At 43.1% G+C, this 25,075-nt stretch carries 23 protein-coding genes; 21 read left to right on the forward strand and 2 right to left on the reverse strand.

Annotated elements, in window-relative coordinates; all coding sequences use genetic code 11:
- Positions 1 to 138 precede the first annotated feature (138 nt).
- The gene (gene asd, locus A8708_RS22600; protein ID WP_082927706.1) at positions 139 to 1,224 is read left to right on the forward strand and encodes an aspartate-semialdehyde dehydrogenase; all 1,086 of its coding nucleotides are present in this window, start codon (positions 139 to 141) and stop codon (positions 1,222 to 1,224) included.
- Between the two features lie 144 nt (positions 1,225 to 1,368).
- Here the strand turns inward: asd and A8708_RS22605 are convergent, their stop codons facing one another.
- On the reverse strand, positions 1,369 to 1,797 hold the full coding sequence (locus A8708_RS22605; protein WP_068667554.1) for a DUF1801 domain-containing protein: 429 nt from the start codon (positions 1,795 to 1,797) through the stop codon (positions 1,369 to 1,371).
- Between the two features lie 156 nt (positions 1,798 to 1,953).
- Between A8708_RS22605 and A8708_RS22610 the strand changes: the two genes are divergently transcribed.
- From A8708_RS22610 to A8708_RS22690, 17 genes are all read left to right on the forward strand, one after another.
- Positions 1,954 to 2,568: a DUF3221 domain-containing protein gene (locus A8708_RS22610; protein WP_068667555.1), complete on the forward strand. Its 615-nt coding sequence runs from the start codon at positions 1,954 to 1,956 to the stop codon at positions 2,566 to 2,568.
- 60 nt (positions 2,569 to 2,628) lie between these two features.
- Positions 2,629 to 3,528 (forward strand): aminoglycoside phosphotransferase family protein, encoded by a 900-nt coding sequence (locus A8708_RS22615; protein WP_068667556.1) that lies wholly within the window; start codon positions 2,629 to 2,631, stop codon positions 3,526 to 3,528.
- A gap of 50 nt (positions 3,529 to 3,578) precedes the next feature.
- Positions 3,579 to 4,190 (forward strand): LysE/ArgO family amino acid transporter, encoded by a 612-nt coding sequence (locus A8708_RS22620; protein WP_068667557.1) that lies wholly within the window; start codon positions 3,579 to 3,581, stop codon positions 4,188 to 4,190.
- A 476-nt stretch (positions 4,191 to 4,666) separates the two neighbouring features.
- Complete coding sequence (locus A8708_RS22625) at positions 4,667 to 6,457, forward strand: cache domain-containing sensor histidine kinase (RefSeq protein ID WP_068667558.1); 1,791 nt, start codon at positions 4,667 to 4,669, stop codon at positions 6,455 to 6,457.
- On the forward strand, positions 6,435 to 7,895 hold the full coding sequence (locus A8708_RS22630) for a response regulator transcription factor (RefSeq protein ID WP_068667559.1): 1,461 nt from the start codon (positions 6,435 to 6,437) through the stop codon (positions 7,893 to 7,895). The genes A8708_RS22625 and A8708_RS22630 overlap by 23 nt, the downstream gene beginning before the upstream one ends.
- Positions 7,896 to 8,022: 127 nt before the next feature.
- Positions 8,023 to 9,357, forward strand: coding sequence for an ABC transporter substrate-binding protein (locus A8708_RS22635; RefSeq protein WP_068667560.1), 1,335 nt, complete (start codon positions 8,023 to 8,025; stop codon positions 9,355 to 9,357).
- 66 nt (positions 9,358 to 9,423) lie between these two features.
- Positions 9,424 to 10,305, forward strand: a complete 882-nt coding sequence (locus tag A8708_RS22640) for a carbohydrate ABC transporter permease (protein WP_068667561.1) — start codon at positions 9,424 to 9,426, stop codon at positions 10,303 to 10,305.
- A 29-nt stretch (positions 10,306 to 10,334) separates the two neighbouring features.
- A complete protein-coding gene (locus tag A8708_RS22645) occupies positions 10,335 to 11,219 on the forward strand; it encodes a carbohydrate ABC transporter permease (RefSeq protein WP_082927709.1) in 885 nt (294 codons plus the stop codon).
- Between the two features lie 144 nt (positions 11,220 to 11,363).
- Positions 11,364 to 12,023, forward strand: coding sequence for a hypothetical protein (locus A8708_RS22650; protein WP_068667562.1), 660 nt, complete (start codon positions 11,364 to 11,366; stop codon positions 12,021 to 12,023).
- Positions 12,024 to 12,029: 6 nt separating this feature from the next.
- A complete protein-coding gene (locus A8708_RS22655; RefSeq protein WP_068667563.1) occupies positions 12,030 to 13,130 on the forward strand; it encodes a toxic anion resistance protein in 1,101 nt (366 codons plus the stop codon).
- Positions 13,131 to 13,257: 127 nt separating this feature from the next.
- Complete coding sequence (locus A8708_RS22660) at positions 13,258 to 14,082, forward strand: DUF6492 family protein (RefSeq protein WP_068667564.1); 825 nt, start codon at positions 13,258 to 13,260, stop codon at positions 14,080 to 14,082.
- Positions 14,079 to 15,200 (forward strand): glycosyltransferase family 4 protein, encoded by a 1,122-nt coding sequence (locus tag A8708_RS22665; protein WP_068667565.1) that lies wholly within the window; start codon positions 14,079 to 14,081, stop codon positions 15,198 to 15,200. The genes A8708_RS22660 and A8708_RS22665 overlap by 4 nt, the downstream gene beginning before the upstream one ends.
- A gap of 39 nt (positions 15,201 to 15,239) precedes the next feature.
- Positions 15,240 to 16,583 carry a sugar phosphate nucleotidyltransferase gene (locus tag A8708_RS22670; protein WP_068667566.1) on the forward strand — a complete coding sequence of 448 codons (1,344 nt, stop codon included), beginning with the start codon at positions 15,240 to 15,242 and terminating at the stop codon, positions 16,581 to 16,583.
- Positions 16,584 to 16,730: 147 nt separating this feature from the next.
- Positions 16,731 to 17,639, forward strand: a complete 909-nt coding sequence (locus A8708_RS22675) for a CapA family protein (protein WP_068667567.1) — start codon at positions 16,731 to 16,733, stop codon at positions 17,637 to 17,639.
- A gap of 85 nt (positions 17,640 to 17,724) precedes the next feature.
- Positions 17,725 to 18,462 carry a YheC/YheD family protein gene (locus A8708_RS22680; protein WP_068667617.1) on the forward strand — a complete coding sequence of 246 codons (738 nt, stop codon included), beginning with the start codon at positions 17,725 to 17,727 and terminating at the stop codon, positions 18,460 to 18,462.
- A 194-nt stretch (positions 18,463 to 18,656) separates the two neighbouring features.
- Positions 18,657 to 19,508 carry an AraC family transcriptional regulator gene (locus tag A8708_RS22685; protein WP_082927712.1) on the forward strand — a complete coding sequence of 284 codons (852 nt, stop codon included), beginning with the start codon at positions 18,657 to 18,659 and terminating at the stop codon, positions 19,506 to 19,508.
- A gap of 115 nt (positions 19,509 to 19,623) precedes the next feature.
- Positions 19,624 to 20,631 (forward strand): zinc-dependent alcohol dehydrogenase, encoded by a 1,008-nt coding sequence (locus A8708_RS22690; RefSeq protein ID WP_167355913.1) that lies wholly within the window; start codon positions 19,624 to 19,626, stop codon positions 20,629 to 20,631.
- A 62-nt stretch (positions 20,632 to 20,693) separates the two neighbouring features.
- On the opposite strand, the gene A8708_RS22695 is transcribed toward A8708_RS22690, so the two are convergent.
- Positions 20,694 to 21,146 (reverse strand): VOC family protein, encoded by a 453-nt coding sequence (locus tag A8708_RS22695; protein WP_068667570.1) that lies wholly within the window; start codon positions 21,144 to 21,146, stop codon positions 20,694 to 20,696.
- Positions 21,147 to 21,438: 292 nt separating this feature from the next.
- Here A8708_RS22695 and A8708_RS22700 point away from each other — a divergent pair, with 292 nt between their 5' ends.
- From A8708_RS22700 to A8708_RS22710, 3 genes are read left to right on the forward strand one after another with little or no spacing between them, the layout of a single operon-like run.
- Positions 21,439 to 22,812: a spore germination protein gene (locus tag A8708_RS22700; protein ID WP_239696802.1), complete on the forward strand. Its 1,374-nt coding sequence runs from the start codon at positions 21,439 to 21,441 to the stop codon at positions 22,810 to 22,812.
- Entirely contained in the window at positions 22,809 to 23,972 is a 1,164-nt protein-coding gene (locus tag A8708_RS22705) for a Ger(x)C family spore germination protein (RefSeq protein ID WP_068667572.1), read from the forward strand. The genes A8708_RS22700 and A8708_RS22705 overlap by 4 nt, the downstream gene beginning before the upstream one ends.
- Entirely contained in the window at positions 23,969 to 25,060 is a 1,092-nt protein-coding gene (locus A8708_RS22710; RefSeq protein ID WP_068667573.1) for a GerAB/ArcD/ProY family transporter, read from the forward strand. The genes A8708_RS22705 and A8708_RS22710 overlap by 4 nt, the downstream gene beginning before the upstream one ends.
- The last annotated feature ends 15 nt before the right edge of the window (positions 25,061 to 25,075 follow it).

A 25,075-nucleotide genomic window follows, 5' to 3' on the forward strand; every position in this document is an offset into this window, starting at 1 on the left:
GGGTGGGATTTTTTGTTATTGCGTAAGATTCTTTGCGCTCGTGCTATAATATTTGGCACACAGAAGTAGGCTGGTTGAATTAACTATTGAGATACTTATTATCAATATCATACGAATGTGAAAGGATTTGAATATAGGATGTCGACAAAATTAAAAGTAGGTATTGTTGGTGGAACAGGAATGGTTGGCCAAAGATTCGTTGAATTGCTGGATCAACACCCTTGGTTTGAAGTGACTGCGATCGCAGCAAGCAGCGGTTCTGCAGGTAAAACATATGAAGAATCTGTTCAAAATAGATGGAAACTGGCTACGCCGATCCCTGAGAATGTCAAACAGATTATTGTGCAAGATGCATCGAAAGTGGAGGAAGTTGCCACTGGGGTTGATTTTATTTTCTGTGCTGTTGATATGAAAAAAGATGAAATTAAAGCCTTAGAAGAAGCTTATGCCAAAACAGGAACACCTGTTATTTCGAATAACTCCGCGCACCGCTGGACACCAGACATTCCGATGGTTATCCCGGAAGTGAATCCAGGTCATATTGATATTATTGCTGCGCAAAGAAAACGTCTTGGAACATCCACTGGATTTATCGCAGTAAAACCGAACTGCTCTATCCAAAGCTACGTGCCAGCGCTGAACGCTTTGTTGGATTTTAAACCGACGAATGTGGTTGCATCTACTTATCAAGCTATTTCTGGCGCAGGTAAAAACTTCACAGACTGGCCAGAGATGTTGGATAACGTTATTCCTTACATCGGTGGGGAAGAAGAGAAAAGCGAGCAAGAACCTCTTCGTATCTGGGGTAGTATCGTAAACAATGAAATCGTTAAAGCGAGTTCTCCGCTCATTACGACACAATGTATCCGCGTTCCTGTAACGGACGGACATTTGGCAACGGTGTTCGCGTCATTCGAGAATAAACCTTCGAAAGAAGAAATTCTTTCTCGCTGGTTGAACTACAAAGGACGTCCGCAAGAGTTGAATTTGCCGAGTGCTCCGAAACAGTTCATTACGTATTTCGAAGAAGAAAACAGACCACAAACGAAGCTGGATCGTGAGATTGAGCGCGGTATGGGCGTTTCTGTTGGACGTTTGCGCGAAGATAGCATGTTTGATTACAAATTCGTTGGATTGTCGCATAACACATTGCGCGGCGCAGCAGGCGGCGCGGTCCTGATCGCTGAGTTGCTTAAAGCGGAAGGTTATATTCAAGCGAAATAAACCGTGGAAGGCAGCGGTTTAGAGTTTAAGTCCGAGGGAAAGCAGCTGCAGGATATATTTCGAGGCGTCTGCTCAACATAATAATACCAAAAAGGGGCAATCCCCGTGTAGATGGATCTACGCGGAAGCGGCCCCTTTTTTGGTTTAATTATGATTCGGATAGCGTTCCTGCAGGAATGAGACCGATTGGCTGATTAGAGTTTTTAAGATAGCAACGTTGATATCGGCAACTTTGTTGATATACACACAAGCTTTGGCAGCCTCATGCTTGCCGAGCTGCTGCAATAATTCCTCTCGAGAGGTATCTTCCGTAGCAAAGTATAAGCTAATTTTGGCTTTGCGCGGTGAGAAACCAGCTAGAGGGGCATCGCCTTCATGACCAGACGCATATTTATAGTGATAAGTGCCGAAACCTATAATGCTGGGACCCCACATTTTCGCTTCATAACCTGTCACTTCCGTAAAAATATCTACCAATTGATAAGCGTCTTCACGCTTTTTTGCGCTTTCTACATTTTCGATAAACTCAAGGACACTGCTATCCGTTGCTTTCGTTTTGGCTTCGTATGCCATTGCAAACACCCCTTATGATGATACCGATGTGATGATGAGTCATGACTATTTTACCAAAGTGTGTGATGAAATAGAAACATTTCTCAACGAATATACGTCTAATTCATACGACAGACCGGCATGCTTCTTATCACGTGGAAGAAAGGTGGGTATCTCATGTGGAGACAGCGAAAGTACATTACGATGGTACTCAGTACAATTATTCTATGTTTATGGATTACGGGTTGCGGTGATCGAAAGGTAGTAGAAAAGCAAGTCGAAGTAAACGGGAAAATCACGGCATTAAATGAGCAGGGTGGTATGCTTGTCGTTTCAATGGATAAATTTATCGGGCAAGATAAGAAAATGCCTGATGCAGCTTGGTATAGCATATCAGACAATGCAACTATAAAGTTCAATGGAAAAAAGTTGCCATGGAATGATGTTCAGATTGGATCTACCGTTAAAGTTTGGACAGATGGTATGATGCTGACAAGTTACCCCGGTCAAGCTACAGGGCTTCGTTTTGAAATCATAACACAAGATAATGGTGTTGGTGATGCAAGTGGTAAGGTCACAGGCGTATTTGCTGCTGGAGAAGGTGTTAATGTTGAGCGTTTTATTGAAATCTATGGAGTGAAGCATAAATTACTGCCTTTTACACAACTAAAAAAGGGAAGCGAGCCAGCACAATTCTCAGATATCATCGTTGGTCAGCAGGTGAAAATTTGGTTTGCTGGGTATGAATTTGGAACTGAGAAATTTGTGACTAAAGTCGTGATAGATCGATAAGTTAGCTGTGTAGTTGGAATTATTTCTATAAGCTTGAATGACTCCCAAGGATGTGTACGAATGAGCCAATCGAAAGAGATAGCTATTGACTTGAAAAGCGTGCAACACCTAATCTCATCACAATTTCCGCAATGGGCAGAGCTTCCAATTCGGCCTGTAGATTCAGCTGGAACAGACAATGCGATCTATCGTCTTGGTGATGATATGGCGGTTCGGTTACCGCGAGCAGAATGGGCCATTGGACAGGTGGAGAAGGAACAGCGTTGGCTGCCTAAGCTAGCTCCGATGATCCCGATATCGCTGCCAGTTCCCTTAGCAAAAGGTGTCCCGACGGAAAACTACCCGTGGTTCTGGTCTGTGTATAGTTGGCTAGAAGGGGAGAATGCAACAGTTGGCCAACTAGACAGCTATAAGCAAGCGGCGATTGCAATTGCACAATTCATCAATGCCATGCAGGCAATTGATGCTACAGGTGGCCCTGCGCCTGGTGCTCATAATTCCGGCAGAGGTGAACCCCTAGCCATGAGAGATGGCGCAGTTCGAGATGCCATCACGAGCCTAAATAGGATCATCGACCCTGACGTTGCATTGGCACAATGGAATTTGGCGCTTCAAACCCAGGAATGGCAAGGACAGGGTGTTTGGATCCATGGGGATTTACATCCCGGGAACCTTCTTATTGAACAGGGACAATTAAGTGCCGTGATCGATTTCGGCACGTTAGGTGTGGGGGATCCAGCATGTGACCTCATGGTGGCATGGACTTTTCTCACGAAGGGGAGTCGAGAGGAATTCCGCTCCTTGTTGACAGTTGATGAGGCAACATGGGAGCGAGGACGCGGGTGGGCGCTTTCCTTCGGATTAGTTGCTTATGCTTATTATATAGACAAGAACCCTGGATTGGCGGCAATATCCCGTCGAACAATTGATGAGGTTCTCAATGAATATGTGAAATTTTGAAACTAGAGTGATTTAGATTTACGATGATTTGTAGATAGGAGAAATACATCATGCTTACTGCCATCTTCCAAGGAATTCTTTTATCAGCAGGTCTAATCTTACCGTTAGGAGTTCAAAATGTATTTGTATTCAATCAAGGTGTAACACAATCACGTTTAAGTAAGGCATTGCCTGTCGTTCTAACAGCATCCATATGTGATACGGCACTTATTACTTTGGCTATTCTAGGCATTTCCGTCGTTATTGTAACGATTCCTGCTATTAAGTTTGTACTTTTCATATTAGGGATACTTTTCCTCATGTATATGGGGTTTGTTACTTGGACAAGTAAGCCTGCTGCCACATCATCGGATGAGAAAGCATTATCACCTAAGAAGCAGATCGCATTTGCGGCATCTGTGTCACTTTTAAACCCTCATGCTATATTGGATACGATTGGCGTGATTGGTACCAGTTCAATTCACTATATTGGCAAAGAAAAATGGGCATTTGCCATTGCCTGCATACTAGTCTCATGGATATGGTTTTTGGCTCTTGCCGTGGTGGGGAGACAGGTTGGGAAGTTAGATAAATCGAACACATTTATGAGGGGTCTCAATAAAGTTTCGGCATTAATCATGTGGGTGACGGCCATATTTTTATTGAAACAATTAATGGCTTGATTTCCAGAGAATGATCTGATGACAATTAAAGGAATATTTGGTATATGTAATTGACGAAACGTAGATTAATACGGGGGAGCACATATTTCATAACAGCCATTCGCCTGGGCAAAGTATTTGATCTATGGATCGAATGCTTTTTTTATTTCGAGGAGGAGAATGGCATGGAACGAGTATGAAATGTAGCGGTGACCGCGGGCTTCGATGCTGCAAGAGAGGAATCGTTTACCCTAGTTTATGTTGCCTTTCCTAGAGCTGTCCGACAAATAGAATTATCTATTTGCGGGCAGTTTTTATTTATATGAGGGGCGAAATCAATAAATCGTTCTATGAAATAGTGGATTTTGTTCCTTGAAGGGTTGAAGGGAAGTTCTTAGAATGAGAGGGGCTTCCCCAGTTTGTTCTCATTCCAAAGCGCTTTGTGATAGACTAAGAAAATATTTGAGAAAGTACCGCTGAAGGCGAGGAATATTCACATGCCGCTACTCCACTGGTTTTCATCATTAACCTTAAAATATCGTCTATTTCTGGCATTTATTGTACTTATTTTGCTGCCTTTTTCCGTGTTAGATATGTATAATTTCCAAAAAGTGAAGCTCAATTTACAACAAAAAACGAGTGAGCAAAGCCTTCTCCAAATGAACAAAATGAATGAATCACTGGAAAGTCTGCTGGCCACGACATTTAAAACAATTACGATGTTCGAGCAAGATTCGTCCGTCATTTCGGTGTTAAAGCAGCCTGAAGTTGCCGATCAAATTATAAATCAACGCAAAATTGAAGAACGGTTCCGTTCGGTAACGAACAGTCTGTTTATTTCCAGCCCACCGGTTTTCTATACAATTGTAGATTTACTTGGTAATGTCTATACCTCTTTCCCTCCTGCGCAGCGATTGAATTATGATGTGATACAGGCAAAGCCATGGTTTCAAACGGCGTTAACCGCCTCGGCACCTTACAAATGGCAATTGGAAAGTAATGAAGTGTTGTACGATGTAAACAAAAGCCCACAGCTTGTAGCGATTTCTACGCCTCTCAGGGATGCAGACAGCACCATTCGAGCGATCATCCATATTGCGGTGGACTATGAAAGCTGGTTTAAATCAGCAACGAATGGAAGTGCAACTTCCGAGCAGTATTATTTGATCGATCACAAAGGGAAAGAGATCGTGCAGGCTGGCCTAGAAAAGGCGACGGCGTCTTTGGAAGAACCGATTATTAATCGATTGTTAACAGTCGGTTCCAGCAGCGGTTTTTTCACCCATGAGAGTACGTTTATTAACTATACCGTTGTACCTTCATTCCAAGCGTATTTGATCAAAACTGTGCCATCTAACGTGCTCTTTGCGGAGCTTCGGGCTATCCAGAACGCTTATATGGGGACGTTAATTTTGTTCACTATAGCCTTTATAATCATGACGTTTCTCATCGCATCTGCGGTCACGCGCCCACTTCGACTCATCCAAACTAAAATGCAAGATGTCGTTCGTAAAGAGCTGAAAGTACGTCTTCCTGATCAGAAATATGGCGGAGATATTCAGCCGATTGTACAAGCATTTAATCAAATGATTGTTGATATGAACGGTCTCGTGCAGCGATTAAAAGTCGAGGAACGCCAGAAGGAAGCCAGTCGCTTCCAAATGCTGCTTTCGCAGATGAACCCTCATTTCTTGTTAAATACGTTGAACACCATACGCTGGCTGGCATTGGAGAAAGGGGACAACGCGATCCCGAAAATTTGTGTGTCACTCGGCAGATTGACGGAGGCGGGACTTAAGCTCGATGTGGATCTGATTCATTTAGAACAAGAATTAGAACTTGTTCGCGGTTATGTCTATATTCAACAATTCCGATATGATCAACAATTCCAAGTTGAGTATGTGGTTGCCGATGACTTGAAATACGCACTTGTGCCGAAACTTAGCCTTCAACCCATTGTTGAAAATGCAATTTATCACGGCATCTCACAGATTCAAGAGAACGGACATATTTCCATCCATGTGTACACGGTAGACGCTCAACTTATCCTAGAGGTGGTCGATAATGGCGTCGGACTTGCCTATAGCGAAGGGCTGTCCAAAGAGGATTCCCATGGTATCGCCTTACAAAACTTGAGAGAGCGCTTAGCCCTCCTTTTCAAGAAAGAAGCCAGTCTTGCTTTCGTTCCAGTATCACATGGTTGTACGGTTCGGATTCAGCTTCCACTCCTAATGTCCACCCCCTATCAGAAAGGAAATGATCACCATGTGGACGGTACTACTCGTTGAGGATGAGGTTTTCGTTCGAAGAAAAATGAGAGAAACGATGCCTTGGAAGCAAATGGGCTTCACCATTATTGGGGAAGCAGGCAATGGCATAGAGGCCATGAATAAAATCCGAGAATGCCAACCTGATGTTGTCATTACAGATATTGTGATGCCGCTTATGAATGGTGTTGATTTGTTAAAGCAAGCACGGAAGGAAGGTTTCTCCTGCCGTTTCGTCATGTTGACGGTGATGAGTGACTTCGACAACGTTCAGCAAGCGCTGGAGTTCGGGGCGACGAGTTATATGCTGAAACTGTATATGGATCATGCTACGTTAGCAGAGACGATGAGCAAGGTAGAGAAAGAGCTTAGCGACCGTAGAAATGCCGAAATCCGAGAAGCTCAAACTGTGTTATACAAGTTGTGGAAGGTCATGATGGGAGGAGGACAACACCCGGATGCCAAAGAAAGTGAGCTTGTGGTTCCAGGTGTTCATGGGCGTGAGTTCAGCATCATCGCGGTACAACACGGCAGCCTAGCATACGAACTAGATGATTTCATGATGCTTAACCTGATAGAACACGATGTGGCATCAACAGCGGTTTGGCATTCCTTGACCTTCGAAGGTGTGAGCTACTTCTTCATGTGGCTGCCAGCTTCTACATATTTCAGCATGAATACAGAACTATCCTTACCCTATAGCCTAATCTATACTATATTAACTCCAGCTGAAAAGCTTATAGTCGCATGGCAAAACGTCCTCGTGGCACTTAATAAGGAGTGGTATATGCCTACGTTTAGTGCCAAGCTATGCACTTCGTTAGGTTCACCATTCCATGAAACTGGAGATACGTGGGGTTTGGAGCATGAAATCTGGCACAACTTGGAGCAGCTAAGGTGGGAAGCCGTTCTTGGTGCTGTAAATGAACTGTGGGGGAAATTCGAAGTCCAGCATGCTCCACAGCGGCAAGTGAAACAAGCTGCCGCGAGAATTGTGCATTTGTGTGCGAGAATATCTCAACTTACTTCGTCTGACGAAGAGGTTCTGCTCGCAACGGACCATTTGCGCCTTAAATCGGTGTTCATTGCGCGTTTGGAAGCCCATTTCAAACACTTGAGCGCTTCACGCATTCCTAAATCGGATCATCCCGAGATCAACAAAATCATTACGTATTTGCATGAGCAATATGCGGAAGAAATTACTTTAGATACACTGGCAAAGTTAGTTTGTATGGATGACAAATACGTTAGCGGTTTATTTAAGAAGAAGCTGGGAGTAAGTATCATTCAATATTTGCATGGGATTCGAATTGAACATGCCCAAAGATTGCTGCGCGAAACGGATCGAACGATTAGTGAAATAGGTGAACGAGTTGGATTTGCGAATGACAATTATTTCATTAAAATTTTCAAACGTTTCACTGGCGGGACGCCTGCAAGCTTCAGAAACCGAACATAACCCATTTCGTGCTAATTCGACAATGTGACTTTTGTTCTATGAATTCATGGATTCTGTTTCTTATTCACATTCGGAATGGGTGATAAAGTAGGAACTGTAAGAAATCAATTGCAGGAGGTCAATCGAAATGACAAAGAGAAAGAACACAATGATGCTTGGTGCACTAGCTCTTACTTTAGGTCTTACAGCATGCGGGAATACATCTGGTGACACAGCCTCCAGCGGCGCCAGTACGACTAGCCCTAGTACTACAGCAACTGCCGCCACTGGCAAGGTCGTTAAGTTGAAAATGTGGGGTGGCGTTCCGCCAGAATCCGGTCCTCAGGCGGTAGTCGATAATTGGAATGCAAAGAACCCAGACATTCAAGTGGAATACGAACGTTATGTGAATGACGATGCAGGGAACCTGAAGTTAGATACGGCACTACTCACAGGCCAAAGTGTTGATTTATTCGTGAACTATTCAGGTACGGCTTTGAAGAAGCGTGTAGATGCTGGTGTAGCGTTGGACATGAGCAGCTATACCGATTATAACATTGAACAGAAGATGGGCTCGACGGCGAAGGATTGGCAAGTTAATGGCAAGTATTACGGTATACCAACCGTGAAGAGCACGTTCTTCGTCTGGTTTAACAAGGAGATGCTCGATCAGGTTGGACTCAAAGTACCTACATCTTGGTCATGGAAAGAAATGCAGGATTATGCGACGAAGTTGAAGGGGGATAAGCGTTTTGGGCTTGTCCAGCATTTAGAATCGTTCCCTGATTCCTTAGATTCCGCATTGACTCACGATGGGTATACGAAGAAAGATGGTAGTTCCAATCTAGATAATCCAATGGTCGGCACATGGTTAGATACGTTGAGTGCCATGATGAAGGATAAGAGTACGCCAATGCTTGGTGAACAATTGACAACGAAGATGCCTGTAGAAACGATGTTTCTTAAAGGTGAGAGCGCCATGCTGAATGCTGGTTCATGGATATTCCGCAATTCTAATAACCTGAAAGATAATCCACGGACATTCAAAATCGCTTTCGCACCTGTTCCGAGACTAGACAGCAATGAGCAAAATGCGATTGGCCGCGGTGGATTAGGAGATTTCGTTTCGATCAATGCGAAGTCGACGAACAAAGATGCCGCATGGAAGTTCTTGAAGTGGTATGCAGACGGTGGACTTCTCCCGCTTGCGTCCGGTGGACGGATTCCTGCTTCCAAGGATGCGAATGTTGAGGATGCATTGAAGCTCCTGCTAGGTGAGAACGAAAGTACGTATGATATTCCTTCATTGAAATTTGTACTCTTTGAGAACATTACGCCTACATTCACGCGTAACCTGCCTCAACAAGTTATGGACCTTCGCAGAGAAGAATATGAGAAGTTTTTCTTAGGCAAGCAAGACACAGCGACGACGTTAGCTTCAATGGTAAAGCGTCATACGGAATATTTGAAAACAACCAAATAATTAGATAAGCAGGGGGAGTGGCTTCGGCTGGTTCCCCTGTATGCCTACTAAGGGAGGTTATCGGATGTGAAGAAAAACTGGATGGCCAGACAAAGTCTTACCGGCTACCTATTTATTGCACCAAACATGCTGGGTGTTCTCCTCTTTTTTATCGTACCAGCGATATTCTCTTTCGGCCTCATATTCACGAATTATCAATTTGCAAATCCCAATTATCATTTCGTGGGGATCGATAACTTCAAGCGTCTACTCCATGATGATCTGTTCTATGTTTCGCTCCGAAATACGGGATGGTATCTAGTGTCAGTACCTATTTCCATCATGCTTGCGTTTCTTGTGGCTCTAGTATTGAATAAGCATGTGTTTGCCAAAGGACTGCTGCGAGCCATGTATTTTCTACCCTACATTACAAGTGGTGTGGCTGTTGCTTTCGTGTGGATGCTGCTCTTTCAACCTTCGGAGGGCCCGATCAACCAACTGTTAAGAGGGATAGGCGTATCCAATCCACCAGGCTGGCTGTCTACAACGGAAACGTCTATGATGGCCATTGATATCATCTGGATCTGGTTCATGCTCGGCTATAATATGATTATTTATTTAGCGGCCTTACAAGAAATTTCGCCTGAGCTGCTTGAAGCTGCTAAAGTGGATGGCGCGAGCGGATGGGTCAAAATTAAATCTATCATTTTCCCAATCGTTAGTCCGACGACGTTCTTGCTTCTCATTACCGGCTTAATTATGACCATCAAATCGTTTGGATTGATTCAAGCGATTACACAAGGTGGTCCTGGAAATAGTACGACAATCCTATCGCTATTCGTCTACAAAAATGCGTTCGGCTATTATGAAATGGGCTACGCATCTACGATTTCTTGGGTTTTATTCTTAATTATCGCGGCAATTACATTCGTCCAATGGTTTGGGCAAAAGAAATGGGTTCACTATTAAGGCGAACAATGGAATAGGAGGTAACCTCAATGGCTACTGTGCAATCAGACATTAGGGCAAGTGCAAAAGTTCGAACCAAGAAGCGATTGCCACTAGCAACCCTGACCAAAGCAGGAACGACAATCATCATGTTTATCCTCGGTCTGGCTATGATTATGCCATTCATATGGATGATCAGTACGTCTTTTAAATCGCCAGCCGAAGTATTCGAATATCCGATCCGCTGGATTCCGTCCCATTTTAATATGGAACATCATATTCGAGTGTGGACAGGCAGCATGGGCTTTGCCACATATTATATGAATTCAATCAAAGTAGCCGTTGTTTGTACAATTGGTGCAACTTTACTCTCGTCATTAGCAGCGTATAGCTTCGCTAGAATTACGTTCAAAGGCAGAGACACCTTGTTTCTGATCTACTTGTCGATGATGATGATTCCACCGCAGGTGTTGTTCGTCCCCAAATTCATTATGTTTGAATGGGTAGGCATCTATAATACTCTCTGGGCACTCATCTTGCCTGGTATGATATCGATTTTCGGTGTATTTCTAATGAGGCAGTTCTTCATTCGAATTCCATCCGAAATTTCGGAATCGGCATTCATGGATGGCGCAGGTCATTATCGCATATTTCTTCAACTAATGCTTCCATTAGCTAAGCCTGCCATGGCTACATTAGCCATCATTGATTTCTCATGGCATTGGAACGATTACGAGAATGCGCTTGTCTTTCTGACAGATCGCAAATTATATACAATCCCGTTAGGTTTGCAGAATTTCATTATGGAATTCAATGTGGATTACAACGGAATGATGGCAGCGGCGAGTGCGGCTATTCTACCGATGATTTTCGTTTTCATGCTGGGTCAGAAGTTCATCATTCAAGGAATATCGAATACAGCTGTCAAGGGATAATCTTATACAACTCGTAAAATTCGATAGGGCCAGTAGACGTGTGATGCGTTTATCTGGCTTTTTGCCTGCATATAAATTGACATCATTCGCTAGGGGAGATATGATTTTAATGGGTAACACGATGGAACAGGGGTGTGAACGTGTATGCAAAAGCAATTCAAAGTCGCCGCAGGCATATCCATTGCAGGTTATGTCGTCAGTCTCATTACGACGAATTTCTTACCGGAAGCGGTTAATTTATTAGTCCCAGCCGCACTGACTTTTGGAACAGTACTTGTTCTGCGACGTTCTTCCAAAGCGATTAAGGGAACTACGACTCCCGTACCAATAAACGAACCTACTGCCAATAGGACACCTGCACCGACGGCCATAACATCTAGCGAAGATGAGCGTCAAGCAGAGATTGATCCTTTCTGGGGACCCATAGCCGAGTACATCCATGTCATTGAAGAAACGATGATTTCGGAGGGCCAGAAGAATACATTAGATGATGAAATCGTTGAGAAGACACTTAGTTTGCTCTCACGGGTAGGCCGGTTAATTCCACAATTGAAAGAGCTAAACGATGCAAATATGAATCATAACATACAACGATTAATTTTCAAGGATCTCAATGGGGCCATTAATCCCTTTCTGAAGTTAGGTGGGGAAGCGAAGCGCTTGAATCGTCGTCTTCTTCTTACAGGAATCAAGGATATTAACTCCAAGTTGACTGACTACGTAGAAACAATCGAGCAAAAAGACTTAATTGAGTTGCAGACACGGATGGAATTAATTCAACAGCGTTATCGTTCAACAGACTAAGGAGGCATGGATAACTTGTCAAACCAATTGGTGCAATTGAAAACAACCGATTTGCAGAAAGTAGAGCAAGAAGCCAAGCAATTACTTGAGAAAGTTTCGTCGACCGATACAATGGAATTAGAAACCTTAATGGACTCGATTGGACGCATGGGTTCCAAAACGATGGAACAAGCGGGACAATCCCTAGCGATGCTGGAACGTCCAGTGAATGAATTGATGTCAGGCAAACGCTCAGAGGTTCAAAACAACATTCTGAAGCTTCGCGGCGAAATTGATTCGTTAAGCAAGAGTAAGCAACTTGGTTTCTTTGAGAAAATGATGAAGAAGACACCTCTTAAGAACTATATTTATAAGTATCAATCCGTCAAAACAAATGTTAATGCCATTGTACAATCCCTTCGTAATGGGAAAGAAACGCTGGAAGAAAACATGGCATATATGAAGACGCTGAAGAAAAATTCAATTGAATCCGTCTATAATTTGCAAATGCGAATTGCGATGGGAGAGAATTTGAAACAACTCTTCGAAGTCGAAATTGCCAAACCGGAGAATGAACATCGTAAAACGCATTTAGAGAGAGGACTTCGCAAGGTCGTAACGCGGATTCAGTCCTTTCAAGAGATGGTAATTCTGTATCAACAAGCGATTGCCGGCACAGATATCATTAACGATAACAACGATAAACTGATTGATGCCGTAGATGCGACGATTGATAAAACACAGAATCTACTAACGGTTTCAGCGATGATCTCGATGGCGATTGAAGATCAAGTTCAAACGATTGAAGCGGTGAATTCCGCGAACTCAACGTTGAATAAAATGTTTGAGGAAAATTCGCGACTGTTGAAAGAAACAACACAACGAACGAACGATTTGCTTGGGAAACCTGGCTTGCAGATGGATTCGATTGAGCGAGGAATGACGGACCTATTCGCCGCGTTGGATTTATTCGAGCAGTCGAATCGGACAATCATCCAATCCGCAACGGAGCACACGCAGCGACTTGGTAACATCTCCCAGCAAATGACGCAAAAGCTTGGATTAACGCCTGGTAACAAAACGACCGCCGAAATAAAAGCCTCTGAACTTAGTGGACTATTAGAATAAATGAATATTGCTGCCAAGGATCTTATCTTGGCGGCTTTTTTTGTGCTTTTCTCATACCGTTTAACCCATGCCATTTCTATCTCCTGACATATGATAATTCATATATTTGAATAATGGAGATGAGTAAATGTTCATGCAAATTCAGGAGGAGAGGCATAAGACACCTCAAATTGACGTGCTAATCCCCGCGATTGAGAAGGACTTGGGTACGCTTCCCCTTGTCATTGACGCGGTTAGGAAATATGTGAAGCATCCCATTGGTGAGATCATCATTGTAGCCCCATGGAAACAAAGGATTATCAATTTATGTGAGCGAAAAGGATGCCGTTTCGTTCATGAAGACACTGTTCTCCCTATTACGAAAAAGGACATCCATTATCAATCCAAAACGTGGGATCGGACGGGGTGGCTGTATCAACAGTTACTTAAATTGAATGGAGATACCTTGTGTACATCCCCATATTATATGGTTATTGATGCGGATACTGTGCTCATTCGACCTCATGTATTCAAAATTGGCGATAAGACCGTATTCTATTGTCGGGATTGGAGTCAAGGGGAATATTTCAATACGTACAGAAAATTGATGGGTAAACATCGATCTGCTCGCTTGTCTTTCGTAACCCATTACATGCTGTTCGAGAGGTCTAAAGTCAAGCAATTGAAACAAACCATTGAGTCCAAACATAACAGTTCCTGGTATACCGCCATTATGAAAAGCATGAATAGATCCAAACAATTTGCTTTCTCGGAATTCGAAACGTATGGTAATTTTCTGTATTCAACATCTGCGCACAAGATGATATTGAAGCCTGCTTTGAATAAGAGCTTGCATCTGAGCAATACCCAAATCACACCATCTAGAATGTCTTCATTAGCCAAAAGGTACCGATCCATTTCCCTGCATAAGCGCAAGGGATATGTGAAAGCAGTTAGGTCGGTGAGACCTTGAAGCCCTACATTGTTGTCTGGAAGGGACCTATACACAAAGCGAGTGGGCTTGGTCATGCGAGTAGAACCTATGCGGCTTCTCTGAGGAGGAGAGGCGTTGATGTCAGACTTGGCCATTTGCGCATGGGTAAACGGCCTTCCATAGGCAGAAGAGTGCTTATCTATCACGATGTACCGAGCCATATACAGTGGCATAGCGAACGAAATGCGTACGATTCCATCATTCTAAATACGGTTTGGGAAACAAGTAGAACGCCGAATGCGTGGCTGTCACATATGAACAAATTTGATGCCATCTGTGTACCGACACACCATAATAAGCGGGCGCTGCTGAACAGTGGGGTAACAGTGCCGATCTACATCGTACCGCATGGTGTAGATACGAAGGTATTTCATCCGAATAATCAGAAGTTCATTCTTCCGCGTGCTGACGGCAAATTCACATTCGTGTCCGTGTTTGGCTTTCAACACCGTAAAAACCCAGAGGGCTTACTGCGTGCCTATTGGGAAGAGTTCTCCGCCAAGGATAACGTTATCCTTGTGATTAAAACGAATGGCTATGAGCCTTATGAGACTGAAAGTTGGATTCAGAGACAAATCTGGCAATACAAAAAAAGATTGGGAATAACCAAGGATACGGCACCCGTTGTTATTATTGGCAGACGATTAAGTACAAGGCAAATGAAGGGGCTATACACCCTTGGAGATGTCTTCGTCCTTCCGACACGGGGCGAGGGCGTAGGGCTCCCTTTCCTAGAAGCGTTGGCCAGCGGAATCCCCGTCATCACGACAGCTTGGGGCGGGCATATGGATTTTCTAACACACAATAACTCATTCCTCGTTCCCTATCTCCTCAAGAATCCATCCATTAGTATGAATAGTCGACATGCCATTTCACGCTCATTTAGCTATCTGTTTGCAGAGAAAGGACAACTGTGGGCTGAACCGGACCATCATAGTCTGCGAATGAGTATGAGGAAAGCTTACGAGAATCCCACTTTATGTAAACGCAAAGGTAGTCAAGGAAGATTAGATGTTCTTCCTTTAACTTGGTCTCGTGCAGGGATGTTGATGAAGCATGTGGTTGAAAAAAGCATTCGATCGAACAAATCAGAATAATACATGAGGGTGATATCTCCCAGGAAAGGAGGAATTGGCTTGCGTATTGTACTTTTGTGTGGGGGATCAGGTAAAAGGCTATGGCCTTTATCCAATGAGATTCGCTCTAAGGTGTTTCTGAAGCTTTTGAAATCTCATAATGGTGCTCGAGAATCAATGATTGAACGAATTTGCAGACAGTTGGATGAGGTAGGATTGCTTCAATCCGCCTGTATCGTTACGCATCATAGTCAAGTAGAGATCACTCGTACGTATGTTGGCGAACACATTCCGATCATAAGCGAGCCCTATAAACGAGGAACGTATGCAGCTGTCTCTTTAGCCATCACCTACTTGCATGAGCGTATACTCGTTGATTCAAATGAAACGATATGTATTCTCCCAGTGGACACGTATGCGGACTCCTCATTCTTCCAGATGCTTCATCGCTTTCCCGAAGTCCTGTCACAGTCTAAGGGGGATCTTGCACTTCTCGGAACGAAACCGACAATACCCTCCGATCAATTCGGCTATATCGTTCCCGTACTTTCGGAAGAAAACGAAGAATATGCATCTATTCATCACTTCATTGAGAAGCCGAATGAGCATGCTGCGCTTCAATTAATGCAACAACATGCGCTATGGAACTGTGGTGTATTCGCTTTTCCACTAGGATTCATGTTGAACCACTTGAAGAGCAAGGGGGAGCCGGCATTAGTCGATACATGGCTGACTTCCTATGAACAACTGGCTAATACAAGCTTCGATCGTGAAGTGGTTGAGCATAATCATAACGCCGTTGTTGTTCGATACGATGGCTTATGGCAGGATGTTGGCACATGGAAGGCACTAGCCCCTCATTGTGAGCATAGTGTTTTTGGTTCAGGAAAGATCTCGGATGATTCCGTGAATACGCATCTCATTAATGAACTGCCCATTCCCATAGAGGTCATTGGTATATCGGATCTCATTGTCGCCGCAAGCTCGGATGGTATTCTAATTTCGCATAAGGAGAAAGCTCATCTGATTAAAGAAAGGCTCTCACAAGTCGGCCTTATTCCTATGTATGGGGAGAAAAGATGGGGTTCCTATCACATATTGAGATGTTGGAAGGATGACGATCAGGGAAATGAAGGCATGGTGAAAATGGCGCAACTCTATCCTGGGAAGATGACCAGTTATCATCTCCATCAGAATCGACAAGAAAGTATAACGATTCTTTCGGGCATCGGGGAAGTTCTCATAGAGGACAAACTATATAAACTGGTTGCAGGTGATATGATGCGAATTCCTGCGGGTATGAAACATGGAATCAAAGCGGTTACCCCTCTGGAAGTCATGGAAGTCGTATTGGGGAAAGAACTGTCAGAGGAAGATTGTATTCGTTTTACGGAAATATGGTAGCGGTAAAGTGAAAACGCAAACCTAAGACAGTATAGGATTGCGTTTTCATCTGTCATCCAAATTCGGCGTGAATCAAAGAACGCAAGGGACGGAGAGTTAAAATGCGCAAGCTCAAGCTGATGCAGGGTTAAAGGAGTGACTGAATGAATGGAAATTACAATTGCAGCAGTGGGGGATTTATTGATGAAAAAGCAGATGATCGCCGCGGCCGCACGGGAAGGTGGATTCGACTCTATTTTTTCAAAAGTAAAACCTTATCTTCAGGGAGCTGATTTAACGATAGGCAATCTAGAGACGACCTTCTCTGGCAAAAGTTTCCGCGGTGAGCCTGGAAAACTATTGTTCAATTCCCCAGACAAATTCGCTGCTACGCTCCGAAATTTGGGCTTCGATGTGGTAGGTACAGCCAATAACCACTGTATGGATGGGAAACGATCCGGTTTAATGCGGACGTTAGATGTCCTCGATCGACATGGTCTGCGGCATACGGGCACGTATCGCTCCGCCAGTGAAGCCAGCCAGAATCTGATTGTTAACGTAAAAGGAATAAATATTGGAATATTGGCTTATACGAAAGGAACGAACGGGATTCCAGTCCCAGAGCCGTGGTTAGTCAATCGGCTCTATCAGAAAAAAATAATAGCGGACGTGCGCAACTTGAAAAGTAGAACAGATTTTATCATCGCCTGCCTACATTTTGGAAAAGAATTTCGACCCTATCCCGACCGCAGCCAAATTCAGCTCATGCAGGTATTGTTCAAGCAGGGTGTGAACGTCGTACTGGGAGCGCATCCCCATGTACTGCATCCGATAAGAATGTATCAAGTGAAGGACATCGACGGACACACTAGAAATCGTGTAGCAGCGTCTTCTCTAGGAAATTTTGTATCAACTGAACTTCCCAAGCATAGGGCTAGACTGCAAGGATCAATTTTAATGTTAACCTTATCGAAAGATGAAAATGGAATAACGGATGTGTCGAAGATATCCAATGTGCCAACACGCATTTTGCAAAACATAGGTAAGAAAAAAGTTTTTCGGGTTGTGCCAGGTTAAGAATATCGTTGTGGCGTCCAAACAATCAATCACAGTTCTTCATATTACTAAAAGGAATGATTCTGATCTTTGGGGTGAAGGCAGGGTGTACTGGAATAATAAGTTAGGCAAATATAAAGCACTATTAACGAACGAGGAACTAGCTCTTAATCTGCCGCCAACAGCCCTTGCAACCAAAGCAAATGTGGAAGGGATGCTGGAAAAGTATCACGTCGTCTATCTAAAGCCGAGTAATGGTACAGGAGGGTATGGTATTTTTAAAATGTCTCTTACAGATGCCCAATATCGGTTGGAGAACGGCACGCGGCTTCGTTCATTCACAACCTTTAAGGGAATGTATGCTGCTTTCCAGAAAGCAAAAAGAAAGAAAGTCTACTTGGTGCAGAAGGGCATCCCCTTGCTCCGCTATAAGGCACTTCCGTTTGATCTGCGAATTATGGTTCAGAGAAACCGGCAACGTAATTGGGAGGTAACTGGAATCGTGGGACGATTGGCCTTGCCTAATAAGATCGTGACCAACTACCATAGCGGGGGAAGGCCGATGCCTGCTGGCAAGTTACTTTCCCCTTTTATGACGAAAGAGGAGCAGGTTGCCTATATTGAATCGCTTAAGGAGCTAGGAATTAAAATCAGTAAACATATGAGTGGAGTTTTTCCGAAATTTATGTCGTATGGGGTTGATGTAGGCATTGATAAAGAGATGAAGCCTTGGATCATAGAGGTGAACACACAGCCAGATAAATATATTTTTAATGCCCTTTCCGATAAGCGGATGTTTCGCAAAATCATACGTTACGAAAAATTCACAAAATTAAGCAGATGATGAAAAGCGTTTCTCAAACACAGTATCTAGCGAAATTGCAGCCAAGAGACTTTCAGTTCTTGGCTGCTGCTATTTAATTTAGAGTTTATTTTTCTACAGCGTGTAAGGTATGCTTAAAGAGATACTTATTGAGCCATGGAGATATTTGTAAAGTAATGGTTTGATATCAAGCTGGTATTCGCAATAAAGTCCGAATGAAGGAAGTGGCACAGGTGCAAACAGATGTGATCTCCGCACTACTAGAAACAGCCGATTTGAACATTCTCAAATTTGATAGCCATAACCGAGTGGAGATGAACTATCGCAATCGTACTTTAGAAGAATTTTACATGATGACCTATATAAGAAAAGGTTCTGCCAAGTTAAAAGTGGAGGACAAAGTTTACCATCTGAAACCGGGAACGGTTATTTTTATCCCACCTCATCTCAAGCATGATCAGTATAAAGATAGCGATGAAGAAACGGAATTCCTATGGTGGCACTTTACGTATACCATTCATCGTGTGATCGATGTTCTACCTTTTCTTCAAATCCCGTACATATATTCACTTAAAAATCATATTAAATTTGAGGAAGTTTTTGACGAACTCATGCTATCCATGTCTAGGGTAGGCCACTTACCCAATGTCATTTTACAAAAGGCAAAGTCGCTAGAATTACTATATTTACTGCTGGATAATGCCTTGGGAAGCGTCATGCCAGCTATCGAGAACCAGCCTTCTCATAATTTCTTCTCCATCTTGCTGAAAATTGTAAATCAACCGGAAGCATCGTTTACCCTTGCTGATTTGGCTGCCGACCTGCACATGAATCCAACTTACGTCAGCAATCATTTCAAAGCCATGTTTGGCAAATCCCCAATTCTACTTCACCGGGAAATTAAAATTGCAAAAGCCAAGTCACTGCTCGAAATGCGAGAAATGACGATTACAGAAATTAGTGAACTGCTGAATTTTAACGACATTCAAACCTTTACACGACTTTTTAAGAAATATTCAGGTATTTCCCCCCGACAATACAAAGAACTATTTAATAGAATGCATTAAGGTGTTGAACCTGTATAAGTGTTAAATTTCAGCAAATGTTTGCTCTGTTTTCCATAAGCGTCACGCTCTACACTTATCTCAAGGGAAAAAGTTCCCAACTAAGGAGGTAATGTCATTGGAAACAGTCAGCATTGTTTTTACTGAAAAGCAGAAGGTGGAGGTCATTAAAAAATCTTTTGATGCTGCGCTCGGTCAAACTGAGATTTTATGCGCAGCGATCACCTCGCTGATAAGCACAGGAACAGAACTTCAGTGCCTGAGAGGCGTCTTTGATCCAGATACCAATTGGTCAAGCTGGGTGCAGTATCCGTTTCATCCCGGCTATTCCATGGTGGCAGAAGTTATGGAAGTGGGGGCGAATGTACAGCACCTTCAGAAAGGTGATCGTGTCTTCGTTGAAAACGCTCACACGCAATTCTTCAAAAAGGATGCCTCTCATGCTGTACTTCTGCCGAAGGAGATAAGTTCAGAAGAGGGTGCTTGGGTCAATTTGTCCAAAACAACACAGCTTGGCGTGAGAAGAGCGGAGCTGTTTCTAGGGGAAACTGTTGGCGTGATTGGACTTGGGTTGCTTGGTCAATTGGTCACGCAATATCTGTATTTGTCCGGTGCCAAAGAAATCTACGCAATGGACCCAGCAGAGAGCCGCGTCCAGCTAGTACAAGATCGGCCTGGCATTCATCGGTTGGCAATGGACGCCGGTACAGCCAAGGAGCATATTGAGAAGCAGACTAAGGGCAAGATGCTAGATGTCGTCTTCGATATTACTGGGCATCCTGCTGTATTAGCACAAGCTACTCAGCTGGTTAAACCGCTGGGACGGGTTATTTTATTGGGAGATACCGCAACGCCATCCGTGCAGGGAATGGGTCGCAATGTAGTTTCCAACTCTGTCTCCATCCTAGGCATACATGCGCTTATGAATTATAAAGGATGGCAACATCCGGAGATGGCAGATTTGTTCCTAACGTATCTCTTGCAAGGAAGAATGGATGTCACACCTTTAATCACACACCGCTTCTCCCCACTAGATGCACCGCAGGCATACGATTTACTGGTTCACAATCGAAGTTCAGCTATGGGTGTTCTATTTGATTGGACTAGGCTTGGGGAAGAAAGTTGAGGGGAAGTATAACCAATTGCGATGAAGACCGCCTCTTTGATGAGGCGGTTTTTACCATTCACTTATTTGTTGCCAAGTTGTTCCGCAAAACCGATGAGAATTCCTTCGTCTCCACGAATGTAGCAGAGCCTATACGAATTCTCGTACTGAACGATTTCGCCAACGAGCTGAGCGCCGCGCTTAGTCAGTCTGGATACCAATTCGTCAATGTCTGTAACAGCGAACATTACGCGTAGATAACCAAGGGAATTTACAGGAGCAGTTCGGTGATCTGAGATCGTAGGTGGGGTGAGAAATCGCGAAAGTTCAATTCGACTGTGGCCATCTGGGGTAACCATCATAGCAATCTCGACATTCTGTGAGCCTAGACCAGTTACGCGACCAGCCCAATTACCTTCAATCGTAGCTCGCCCTTCGAGCTTCAATCCGATCTCCTCGAAGAAAGAGATTGCGTTATCAAGGGATTCTACGACGATGCCAACATTGTCCATGCGTAGTACTTTGTTTTTTTCCATAGTTGGATCTCCTTAAGTAAATAAATTTAATTTCTGATCATCTTCGTAGTTATTCGATCAAGAATTACTATTTCCTTCCAAGGAATTGACATTCTATTCCTGTAATTATAGAACATTAGTTCTTATAAATCAAACATAATAAACAAAATTTCACAGAAGCAACCATATAAATGCAGACCCTCAGCAATGCTTCTCTTCATCGTGCTCGAATAAGGAAACATGCAAACGCGCATAATATTTTAAGAAATTTATGGAAAGGGAGGAAGGTGCAGTGCCAAGTCTACCTGTGAATGTGAGCGAAACCATACAAGTCAATCAGGATGCGTTGCAGTCCATTTTCCATAACTGTGCTGATGTCGTATTTAGACCGTTACAACTATCTGATCACATCAAAGTTCTACTTGTATATATTGATGAATTAACGGATTCGGGCAAATTGGAACAGATTATTTCAGCATGTATGATAAGCCGTGATGTGGATCGACTGACACAGTATGATAGGGCCATAAACTTCTCAGAAATTGTTGCAAAAGTCCTTAAAGGTTGTACGGTCATCTTTATTGATGGAGAAGCTTTCGCCTATTTGGCAGATATAAGTGCTTTCAAACAACGTGCGATCAATGAACCTTCTAATGAGGCATCCATACGAGGCCCTCGTGAGGGATTCACCGAAGATTTAAAAACCAATTTAAGTATGATACGAAGAAAAATTAGTCACTCAAAACTTAAATTTGAAACGCATCAGGCGGGTGAGTTGACGAATACCTCGTTTGTCGTTGCTTACGTTGAAGATATAGTGAAACCTGAATTGCTGGAAGAAGTTAGGTCAAGACTTCAATCGTTTCGAACCGATCAACTTCTGGATTCAGGTTATATCGAAGAATTTATCGAAGATAAAACCTTGTCTCTTTTTCCGCAAATTCAAAATACAGAACGTCCAGATACCGTTTCCGCGAGTTTATTGGCAGGAAGAGTGGCAATTATCGTTGACGGTTCACCTAATGCGCTGCTGTTGCCAATGACATTCTGGGCTGGGTTTCAAGCGGCGGAAGACCACTATGAACGCTTCTTATACGTCTCATCTGTCCGACTATTGCGGTTCCTTTTGGCTATAATGTCTTGTTTACTTCCTTCCATTTATGTTGCTCTGACGACATTTCATCCGCAAATGATCCCACTTACCTTGATGCTCAGCATATCAGCTTCTCGAGAAGGCATTCCATTCCCATCCGTGATTGAGACTTTGTTGATGGAGCTAATGTTCGAAGGCTTACGTGAAGCAGGACTTCGTCTGCCCAAAGCCATCGGTTCAGCTGTGAGTATCGTAGGGGCGTTAGTAATTGGGGAAGCAGCCGTTCAAGCTGGCTTTATTTCCGCCCCTATCGTGATGATTGTCGCTGGTACCGGAATTGCATCGTTCGCCTTTCCTAGCTATAGTTTGGCATTGCCTTTTCGAATTCTGCGTTTTCCTCTTCTCATTTCAGGTGGAGTCTTAGGACTGTATGGAATTGCGATTGGTATTATATTTATCCTGATTCATCTTGTGACACTCAAGTCCTTCGGCATGCCATATTTAGCACCGCTGGCACCAATTGGTTCAAATTTCTGGAAGGATACGCTGATTCGGATGAATAAACGATACGTTTCAGCACTACGAAAACAATGAAGAAAATAAGTGGTTTCATTATTTTTGTAGTACTGCTTCTACTTCTCTCTGGTTGCTGGGATCGAAATGAAATAAACGATTACGCCTTCTGGATTGGAACAGCTCTAGACATAACGGAAAATGGGAAGCTTCAGAAAAGCGCTCAGATCGCAGTTCCTGCTGATTTCAGGAGCATCCGAGGTGGCGGGGGAAAGAATGAAAGGGCAAACATTGTACTTACGGCAACAGGTTCGTCCATCGTTGATTTGACGCAGCAAATTCAAGACAAGCTGCCCCGTAAAGTATTCTTAGGGCATCGCAGATCTATTTTTGTCGGAGAAAAGTTGGCACGGCAAGGGCTCATCGATATTATGGATCAATTCACAAGAAATACGGATACACGGTTGCGAACAGATATTTTCGTGGTGAATAATGGAGAAGGAAAGGAATTATTGAATATTAACTCTCCTTTCAATCAATTTTCTTCCATCGTAGCAGTGGATCAAGATCGTTATTGTCGCTTAGGGGACACTGCTCTGCGTGATGTATTAATTGATGCGCGGCGAGATGGAATCCGCCCAGCCATGCCTATGGTTGAGATTTCCCCGATGAATAACCAAGAGAAAGACAAAATATTTAATGTCAGATCCGTCGCAATCTTTAATAAGAAATTACAAATGGTTGGCGAAGTGAGTGGAAGAGAATCTCTTGAATTATTTTGGGTAAAAGGTGTATTGAAAAATCAATTCGTGACTGAAGAGATTGAGGAAGGAAGCATAGCTTTATATGAATCAAATCTAAAACAAACCATCCGAACTAGCTATGAAGGGAACAAATTTAAGGCTTATATCAAATTAATAGGAACTGGTAGAGTACTTGAAAATAACACGGATATTGATCTATCCGTATCTAGGGATCGTCTGCACTTAGAGAAAAAGCTGAATACAATTAAAGCCAAGCGAGTAGAAGAAACCATAGAGAATATACAGTCTCAGTTTGGACAGGATGTGTTCGGAATCGGCGAAGAATTTCATCGCGAACATCCCTATCAATGGAAAGGAATTCGAGAGCAATGGGATGACATATTTCCTACAATTGAAGTCGCCGTTACGGTGAAGTTGAATATTCAGAGTACGGGAGATATCCGCAAGCGAATCATTAGGAAAGGAGGAAAAGAATGAAAATTTCAACCTGGCAGCTATTTTGGATATTTACCACATTAGAAATTTCAATGTCAATCTGGTTGACGATTTCGCCTACGATAGAGATTGCAAAACAAGACGCGTGGATCTCGCTTGCGGTTGCGGGTTTAATTGGCGTGTTCGTCACGTATATTATCGTGCGAGTAAGTCAGAGGCACGCCACACAAACGTTGGTGGAGTTTGCTCAGGGGCTTTTCGGGAAGTGGATTGGAAAACTGATTAGTCTGTTGTATATTCTGGTATGGTATTCGGTATGTGCGGATATCTTACGTATTTTTTCATTATTTATTAAGCAGATTCTTTTTCACGATACACCTGTATGGAGTATCTCAGCATTGATGATGGCGGCGATGATATACATTACCTTCGCAGGCAGTGTTGAAGCGATTGCCCGTTTCAGTGAGTTGGCTGGCCCCTTGATTCTAATTGGCATTGTAATTACGTTTGCCTTAAATATCCCCAATTTGCATCTAGCCCTGCTGCTGCCGATCTATGCGGATTCTGGTGCGATACTGATTATTAAGGGATCTTTCGTGAATGCTTCTTTTCTTGGAGAATCAATGATGATTATGATGTTAACGCCATTTATTGCTAAGCCGGAAAAGCTGCTCAAACCGATACTCTTGTCCATTTGCATTCCATCGCTGCTCGCAATTATTGCGACCATGATGGTTATTTCAACATTCGGGATACATATCGGATCAACCATGTACTTTCCCTATTTTGCCATGGTACGCTTTATTAATTATTTGGATTTTATTCAAAACATGGATGTCTGGATTGTGTTCATCTGGATTTTTTGCGTTTTAGTCAAGTTGTCAATTTATTTGTTCATCAACAGTTATGGAACTGCTCAATTATTCGGAGTTAAGAATTGGCGAAGAATGATCGCTCTTACTGCACTCATTATTTTCGCTATTTCACTCATACCTGCAAACATTTTTGGGATATTAGATTATGCGAACATCGTCTGGACTGCCTATATTTTCCCTATTTTCATCGTAGGACTTCCCTTAGTTCTTCTATTTGTTAGTCATATGAGAGGAAGAAGTGTGCAAGAGGTGTGATATTACAATAGTTCA

Source organism: Paenibacillus oryzisoli, assembly GCF_001653565.1.
In the GTDB taxonomy this organism is placed as follows: domain Bacteria; phylum Bacillota; class Bacilli; order Paenibacillales; family NBRC-103111; genus Paenibacillus_E; species Paenibacillus_E oryzisoli.